The sequence below is a fragment of the Streptomyces sp. NPDC054956 genome (assembly GCF_053609185.1).
Window position 1 is genome coordinate 1 of the sequence record NZ_JBSGXB010000324.1, and the last position, 8153, is coordinate 8153.

Consider the following 8153-nt stretch of genomic DNA (forward strand, 5'->3'; position numbering starts at 1 on the left):
ACAGCGGCCCGGAGGCGCCGCCGACGGTGTTCGTCAAGGTGGTGCCGGCCAGGGTCAGCAGGGCTCCGGGGGTGGCGGGCCGCTGCTCGGCGACGGCCGCGCCGACGGCGCCGAAGCCCCGTACGAGATTGGCTCCGTGGTCCCCGTCGCCGATGACCGCGTCCAGCTCGGTGAGGCGCGCGCTGTCCCGGCGTACGAGCCGGTTGGTCTCGGCGATCCAGCGGCGGAAGTAGGCGGTGTCCAGTACGGGGGTCGTCGGGGTGGCGGGCGTGGCGGTCATGGAGACGGCTCCTGGAGAGTGGCGGGGAAGGGGAAGAGGGGAGGGCTCAGCAGCCCCAGCGCAGGGACGGGGTGTCCACCGGCGCGTCCCACAGCCGCAGCAGTTCCTCGTCGGCGCGGCACAGGGTGAGGGTGCAGCCGGCCATGTCCAGGCTGGTGACGTAGTTGCCGACCAGCGAGCGGGCCACGGTGATCCCGCGCTCGCCGAGCACCCGCTCGACCTCGGCCCGCATGACGTACAGCTCGACGGGCGGGGTGCCGCCCAGGCCGTTGACGAGCAGGATCACCGGGGCGCCGGCCGCCTCCGGAAGATCGTCGAGGATGGCGTCGAGCATCGCCTCGGCGGTCTCGGCGGCGGTCATGACCTTGCGGCGCTCGCGTCCGGGCTCGCCGTGGATGCCGATGCCCAGCTCGATCTCGTCCTCGCCGAGCTCGAAGTTGGGGGTGCCCTTGGCCGGGGTGGTGCAGGAGGTCAGCGCGACGCCGTAGCTGCGGGAGTTCGCGTTGACCTTGCGGGCCACCGCGGCGACGTCGGCGAGGGAGGCGCCCTCCTCGGCGAGCGCGCCCGCGATCTTCTCGACGAACAGGGTGGCGCCGGTGCCGCGCCGGCCCGGGCCGTTCGCCGTCCGGGCGACGGCCACGTCGTCGTCCACGACGACCTGCTCGACCTTGACGCCCTCGTCCTCGCAGTCCTCGGCGGCCATCGTGAAGTTGAGGATGTCGCCCGTGTAGTTCTTCACGATGTGCAGGACGCCCGCGCCCGCGTCGACCGCGCACGTGGCGCGCGCGATGTTGTCCGGAACCGGCGAGGTGAACACCGGTCCGGCCACCGCGGCCGCCAGCATGCCGCGCCCGACGAACCCGGCGTGCAGGGGTTCGTGCCCGCTGCCGCCGCCCGACAGCAGCGCGACCTTTCCCTCACCCTGCCCGGCCGCCCGCGTGACGATGCCCTTGTCCGCCTCGACGCGGAGCCCCGGGTGAGCCGCGGCCATTCCGCGCAGTGCGTCGGCGACGACACTCTCGGGGGAATTGATGAGCTTCTTCACGGGGGCCTCTTTCCTGAAACACGGAACGCCGGACCGGAGCGGAAATTGGAATTGCGGGACGGTATTAACCCGGCACCGTCGCCGATCCGCCACCGCTTCCGGGGCACTTGGCTGGAACATTACCCCGGTGAACCATCGGGACGAGCCGGGTCCTTGGTCCCGGATGCGGGCGCGAAAGGGCCCGTCCGCAAGGGGGACCGTGCATATCGCCGCGGCCGCCGAAATCCGTGATAGGGATTAATGAGCAAGCGGAAATGAATTCGCAATGAGGAGGATTCACGTGAAGACCGTCGGTACGCGCATGATGATCAGCCCGCCGAAGTACGTGCAGGGCGCCGGAGCGATGAACGACCTGGGCGAGCACACCTCCCACCTGGGGACGAACGCCGTCGTGCTCGCGGACAAGAGCGTCTGGGGCTTCGTCGACAGCGCGGTCACCGACTCCCTGTCCGCGGCCGGGGTCGAGCTGACCAAGGAGGTCTTCGGCGGGCTCTGCACGCAGAAGGAGATCGACCGGGTCTCCGCGGCGGCGAAGGCCGCCGGCGCGGACGTCATCATCGGCATCGGCGGCGGCACCGCCATCGACACCGCCAAGGCCGTCGGTCACGCCCTGGGCGACATCGCCGTCGTATCGGCGCCCACCGTCGCCTCCACCGACGCCCCGACCAGCGCGCTCGCCGTCATCTACACCGAGGGCGGCGCCTTCGAGCGCTACTCCTTCTTCCGGCGCAACCCCAACCTGGTCCTCGTCGACACCGCGCTCGTCGCGAACGCGCCCAGCCGCTTCATCGTCTCCGGCATGGGCGACGCGCTCGCCACCTGGTACGAGGCCCGCGTCTGCGTCGCCGCCCACCGCGTCGCCATGGCCGGCGGCCTCGCCACCGAGGCCTCCCTCAGCCTCGCCCGCCTCTGCTGGGAGACCCTGATCGAGTACGGTCCCCAGGCGCGCCTGGCCGCCGAGGCGCATGTGGTCACCCCGGCGCTGGAGAAGGTCACCGAGGCCAACACGCTGCTGTCCGGCCTCGGTTTCGAGTCCTGCGGCCTGGCCGCCGCGCACGGCATCCACAACGGGCTGACCGTCTCCCACCGCACGCACGGCATGATGCACGGCGAGAAGGTCAACATCGGCACCCTCGCCCAACTGATCCTGGAGGGTGCCCCGACCGACGAGCTGGACACCTACCTGAAGTTCAGCCGCGCCGTCGGACTGCCGACCACCCTCGCCGAGGTCGGCCTGGGCGACCCGGACCGCGAGGAGCTCCTCGCCATCGGGCGCGCGGCCACGGCGGAGGGCGAGACCACGCACAACATGCCCTTCCCGGTGACCCCGGACATGGTCGCGGACGCCCTGATCGCCGGTGACGCGTACGCCCGCGCGAGCGCCGGGAAGTCCTGCTAGGGCCGCTGAACCGCAAGGGCCGCAGGGGTCGTCCTCACGGGGCTCCGGCGCGCGGGCCGTCCCCCGCGGCCCCGTCCGGTCCGGCCGTCCGGGAGGCCAGGAGCAGGCAGATGTCGTCCGGCCGGGTGGCCGAAGCCTCCGCCTCGCCCACCAGCCGGTCCGCCATTTCCGTCAGCGGAGCGGGACCTGCGGCCGCCAGCGCGGCCCGCAGCCGCTCCACGCCGTCGTCGATGTCGGTGCCCGGGATCTCCACCAGCCCGTCGGTGTACAGGGCGAGCACCGCCCCGGGCTCGATCCGCAGCCGCGCGGGCGGATAGTCGGCTTCGGGGTAGACGCCGAGCACCACCCCGCCCGGCAGGTCCAGGACCTCGGTCCGGCCGTCCGGGTGCCGCAGCAGCGGCTGGGGATGGCCGGCCCGGACGGCGAGGGCGAGGCCCGTCGCCGGGTCGAGGAGTACGTAGCAGCAACTGGCGAACTGGCCCGGGTCGAGGTCGATGAGCAGCTGGTTCGTGCCGCGCAGCACCTGCTCCGGGGTATTGCCGGTGAGCGCGAAGGCCCGTACGGCGCTGCGCAGTTGGCCCATCGTCGCCGCGGCCGCCACCCCGTGGCCCTGGACGTCGCCGATGACCAGCGCGAGCCGTCCGCCACCCCCGTCCAGCACGTCGTACCAGTCGCCGCCGACGTCCATCCCGGCGGTGCCGGGCAGGTACCGCCCCACCGTGGCCACGTTCTCGCGCACCGGCAGCCGGTGCGGCAACAGCGCCGCCTGCAGCCCGCGGGCCACCGCCGATTCGTTGTCGTAGCGCCGCGCCCGTTCCAGGGCCTGTGCGATCAGCCCGGCCAGCGCCGTGAGCACCGTACGCTCCTCCGGGCTGAACCCGCGCGGTGCGTCGAAGCCGAGGATGCACGAGCCGACCGGCCGGCCGGAGGCGATCAGGGGGAGGAAGGCGCGGGCCCCGACGTGGGCGTCCAGGGGGATCCCCGGATAGGCGGAGGCCAGGTGCTCCATCGACTCGAAGAACAGGGGCCGGCCCGTGGTGAGGGTTTCCACGCCGGGGAGCCGGACGTCCAGCGCGACCCCGTCGAAGCGGTTGAGGAAGCCCTGGGGGAATCCGGTCTCCCACGCCAGGTGCAGATGCCCCTCGCCCAGCAGGTAGATCGCCAACTGGCGTCCGCCGAAGGCCGGGAGGAGCTCCTCGGTGACCACGGCCGACACCTGTCGGGCCGTCACCGCCTCGGTCAGCGCGATCGCGAGGGCCACCGGACGGTACAGGGCCGAGGCCCGGTCGGCGGGCGAACCCAGACCGGCCGAACCGAAGCCGGAGGGTCCGGAGCCGGTGGGTCCGGAGCCGGAGGGTCCGAGACCCGCGCCGGGCCGCACCGCCGACTCGGGTGCGTACGCCGGCGGTTCGGCCGCGGCGATGGTGACGGTGATCCCGTCGGGCCCGGGGTGCAGGCCCACCGACAGCCAGCGCGGGGGCGGTTGCCGGCCGCGCGGGGAGGCCAGGAAGTGCACCGGCGCGGGGGCGAGGAACGCGGCCCGGAAGTGGTCGTCGTAGGCGGGGTGGCCGAGCCAGGGCAGCGCCTCCCACAGCATCCGCCCGCCCAACTCCGGCCCTTCGGTGCCGAGCAGGGGTCCGGCGGCGGAGCGGGCCACGGAGTTGGCGAATCCGATCAGGCCCTGCCGGTCCACGGACAGCACGGCAAGGTCCAGCCGGTCCACGGCCGTGCGGGCGCCGCCGGTGGGACCGGGCCCGGGCACGCACATCGGATCGTCCTCCCAGGTCACCGGGGCCCCGCCCGCGGCGAGCGCGGACAGCTCCCCGGCCAGCCGGTGCGCCACCGCGCGCAGCCGCTCCCGGTGGCCGGGCCCGACCGGTTGCCCGGGCGTCTCCGGGCGCAGGACCACCAGGACGCCGTAGCGCTCGCGGCCGCGGGCCACCGGCTCGTACAGCGAGCCGAAGGGGAACGGCAGCCCGGCCATCAGCTGCGGGAAGCGCCGCATCGCCGATTCCGCGTCGGGCAGGTGCACGGACTGGCCGGAACGGTGGGCCTCGGCCACGGGGTACGGACGGTTCACGTGCATCCGCCACCAGGGGCGGAACAGCGGGCCCGGGATCCCGGTCAGGACCGCCATCCGCAGCAGCCCCTCGGTGCCGGAGCGCAGGTAGATCCCGCCCGCGTACCCGTCGGCGGCCCCCACGGCATCGAGAGCGGCCCGCGCGAGCACCCGGGCCGTGGCGTCGGTGACGGGGCCGCCGATGTCCGGTCTCGCCGTCACCCCTTCAGGATGCGCCCGTGCCGGTGCCGCCGCACACCCGGTATGCCGTAGGTACTCCCGATTCCCGTCGTCCTCGGTCCGGCGGGCGCGGAAGCCGTGTCCGAGGACGGATTCGCCCTCGAAGGTCAGGCCGCCGGCGCGGCCGCGGCCGGGGTGCGCTCCCGGTAGCCGGCGAGCACGGCGACCGCCGCCAGCAGGAGCACCGCGGCCGCCGTGCGCAGCCCCACCCCCATGGCGTCCGTGAAGGCCGTGACCTCGGCGGCGCCGTGCGGCACCCCGTGGAAGCGGGAGGCCAGTACCGTCCCGACCACCGCCACCCCGAGGGCCGCGCCGATCTCGCGGGCCGCGGTGTTCAGTCCGGAGCCCAGCCCCGCCTGGTGCGCGGGCAGCTCGGACACCACGGTCAGGGTCAGCGCGGGCGCGCACAGCCCGGTGCCGATGGACAGCACCAGCAGGTGGACGGCGTACAGGGCGTACGGGGTGTCCGCGCCGGCGGTGGAGACCAGCAGGAGCCCGCCGCCGATCAGGCCGAGCCCGGCGCCCACGGGCAGCCGGGGCCCGTACCGCTCCGCGAGCCGGGCGCCGTACTTGGGCACCAGGGCCATGCCGACGGTCAGCGGGACGATCGCGAGTCCCGCCAGGGCGGGGGAGAAGCCCTTGGCGTACTGGAGGTACTGGGCGTTGACGAAGAACAGCGAGAACAGCCCGAAGAAGGCGGCGCCGATGCCCAGGGTCCCGGCGCGCAGCTTCCGCGAGGCGAAGATCCGCGGGTCCAGCAGCGGGCGGGCGGCGCGCAGCGCGTAGCCGGTGAAGGCGGCGAGCAGCACCGCGCCGGCGGCGAAGGCCCCGAGCACGCGCACCGAGCCCCAGCCGTACGAGGGCCCCTCGATGATCGCGTAGACCACCGCGAACAGGGCCCCCGCCAGCAGGGCCGCCCCCGTCGGATCGACGGCCGCGTCGGCGCGGGCGGGCGTACGGGGCACCGTGCGGGCGACCGCGAGCGCGAGCAGCGCTCCGAGCGGGACCACGGCCCAGAACAGGGCCCGCCAGGTGAGGAACTGCCCGGCGAGACCGCCGCCGACGTTGCCCGCCAGGCCCCCGAGGCCCGCGGACAGCGTCCAGGTGGCCAGCGCCCGGCCGCGCTGCTCCGGCGGGGAGAGGTGGACCAGGATCGACATCGTGGCGGGCATGATCAGGGCCGCGCCGGCCCCGCACACCCCGCGCCCCGCGATCAGTACGGCAGGGCCGGAGGCGAGCGCGCTGACCGCCCCGCCCGCGGCCAGCAGGGCGATCCCGGCCAGCAGGGCGCCCTTGCGGCCGTAGCGGTCGCCGAGGGCGCCGGCCGGGATCAGCAGCGCCGCGAAGACGATGACGTAGGCGTCGACCGCCCACAGCAACTGCTCGGACGTGGGGTGCAGGGAGGAGGCGGCGAGCTGCGGAATCAGCAGGTTGACGGCGGCGACCATGCCCTGGGCGACCAGGACGCAGGCGCACAGCACCAGCAGGGCTCCGCGGGTGAGCGCGGGGGCGGGGAGACGGGGGACGCGGGCGGGGGTCGGTTCCCGCTTGAGGGCATGGCGGAGCACGGCTCCTCCTCGGAGTCGGTGGGGTGGCGGCGGGTGGGGCGGTACGGGGACGGGGTGGCGGCGCGGCGGTCTTCCGTCCGGCGGTGTCCCGGTCCGCGCTCTCCGTTCCGTGTTCACCGTAGGGTTGGAGTGACCTGCTTTCCAGTGCAAGTTATGCAAGGGATTCATGCACGTGACGCAATCCGGAGCGGTGGGCGGCGCGACCGGCCTCGACCTGAACCTCCTCGTCGCCCTCGACGTCCTCCTGGAGGAGTCGAGCGTGTCCCGGGCCGCGGCCCGGCTGCACCTGTCCGAGCCCGCCATGAGCCGCACCCTCGGCCGGATCCGCAAGGCGCTCGGCGACCCCGTCCTCGTCCGGGCCGGCCGGGCCATGGTCCCCACCCCGCACGCCCTCGCCGTCCAGGGCGAGGTCCGGGCCGTCGTGGAGCGGGCCCGCGCGCTCTTCCTGGCCGGCGGCCGGGTGGACCTGACCACCCTGACCCGTACCTTCACCGTGCTGGCCAACGAGGCCTTCACCGCCGTCTTCGGCGCGGCGCTCCTCGACCGGGTCGCCCGGGAGGCCCCCGGAGTGCGGCTGCGCTTCCTGGCCGAGAGCCACGTCGACGTGCCGGCGCTGCGCGAGGGCGTCGCCGACCTGGAACTCGGCGTGATCGACACCCGCTCCCCGGAAGTGCGGGTCGAGCACCTCGACGACGAGCGCATGCTGGCCGTCGCGCGTACCGGGCACCCCCTGCTGCGGAGGCCGGTCACCGCGCGCCGGTTCGCCGCCGCCCGGCACCTGATCGTCTCCCGGCGCGGTCGCCTGGAGGGCCCCGTGGACGCGGCCCTCGCCCAACAGGGCCTCACCCGGCGGGTGGTGGGCAGCGTCGGGACCTTCCCCGCCTCCCTCTTCGTGCTCCGGGACTCCGACCTCGTCGGGCTGATCACCAGTCAGGCGGAGCCGCTCGCCGTTGCATTGGGGCTGGAGGTCTTCGAAGTCCCCCTGGAGCTCCCGCCCTTGCCCTTCGGCATGGCCTGGCACCCCCGCCACGACGCCGACCCCGGGCACGCCTGGCTGCGCGACTGCGCCCGCGCGCTGATGGCCGCCCACCACGCGCCCGGTCTCGGCCGATCGGCCGAGGGCGGACCGGGACCGGGGGGCTGAAAGTCCCTGCCGGTCGGGGACTTCGCCCCGCTGACGGACCGTCCCGCGCTGCTTAGGTTTGCCTAAGCAGACCGATGAAGGAGGTCCGGTGCCGTCGCTCAACGACAGCCGTCCCGGGACGACCGTACGCATCACGGGGATCGACCCCGGCCAGGCCGGAGGGAGCCGGCGCCGGCTCCTGGAGTTCGGCTTCGTGCCGGGCGCCGACGTCACCGTGATCGCGAGAGGCGCCACCGGAGGTCTGCTCGTCGGGCTCGGTGACACCAGGGTCGCGCTGGACTCCCGGACCGCCGGCCGGCTGAGGTGGGCGCGATGAGCTGCCACGCGGCCGGGGCCGGGGCGGGCACCACGATGGAGCGGGAGGCGGGCGCGCCCGTCGTGGCGCCCGTCGTCGCCCTCGTCGGCAACCCCAATGTCT

Annotated in this window: 7 protein-coding genes; 3 read left to right on the forward strand and 4 right to left on the reverse strand. The window is 74.4% G+C overall.

Annotation, left to right across the window (positions count from 1 at the left end; all coding sequences use genetic code 11):
- The coding region (locus ACWGDE_RS32855) for a DAK2 domain-containing protein (protein ID WP_453392696.1) at positions 1-280 on the reverse strand (280 nt) is incomplete at its 3' end.
- Between the two features lie 46 nt (positions 281-326).
- Positions 327-1325, reverse strand: coding sequence for a dihydroxyacetone kinase subunit DhaK (gene dhaK / locus ACWGDE_RS32860; protein WP_453392697.1), 999 nt, complete (start codon positions 1323-1325; stop codon positions 327-329).
- A 280-nt stretch (positions 1326-1605) separates the two neighbouring features.
- Here dhaK and ACWGDE_RS32865 point away from each other — a divergent pair, with 280 nt between their 5' ends.
- Positions 1606-2724, forward strand: coding sequence for a glycerol dehydrogenase (locus tag ACWGDE_RS32865; protein ID WP_453392698.1), 1119 nt, complete (start codon positions 1606-1608; stop codon positions 2722-2724).
- A gap of 34 nt (positions 2725-2758) precedes the next feature.
- Here the strand turns inward: ACWGDE_RS32865 and ACWGDE_RS32870 are convergent, their stop codons facing one another.
- Together ACWGDE_RS32870 and ACWGDE_RS32875 are read right to left on the reverse strand one after the other, a co-directional pair.
- Entirely contained in the window at positions 2759-5005 is a 2247-nt protein-coding gene (locus ACWGDE_RS32870) for a SpoIIE family protein phosphatase (RefSeq protein WP_453392699.1), read from the reverse strand.
- A gap of 125 nt (positions 5006-5130) precedes the next feature.
- The gene (locus ACWGDE_RS32875; protein WP_453392700.1) at positions 5131-6591 is read right to left on the reverse strand and encodes an MFS transporter; all 1461 of its coding nucleotides are present in this window, start codon (positions 6589-6591) and stop codon (positions 5131-5133) included.
- Positions 6592-6757: 166 nt separating this feature from the next.
- On the opposite strand from ACWGDE_RS32875, the gene ACWGDE_RS32880 reads away from it, so the two are divergent.
- Complete coding sequence (locus ACWGDE_RS32880; RefSeq protein WP_453392701.1) at positions 6758-7735, forward strand: LysR family transcriptional regulator; 978 nt, start codon at positions 6758-6760, stop codon at positions 7733-7735.
- Between the two features lie 88 nt (positions 7736-7823).
- Positions 7824-8051: a FeoA family protein gene (locus ACWGDE_RS32885; RefSeq protein ID WP_453392702.1), complete on the forward strand. Its 228-nt coding sequence runs from the start codon at positions 7824-7826 to the stop codon at positions 8049-8051.
- Positions 8052-8153 lie beyond the last annotated feature (102 nt).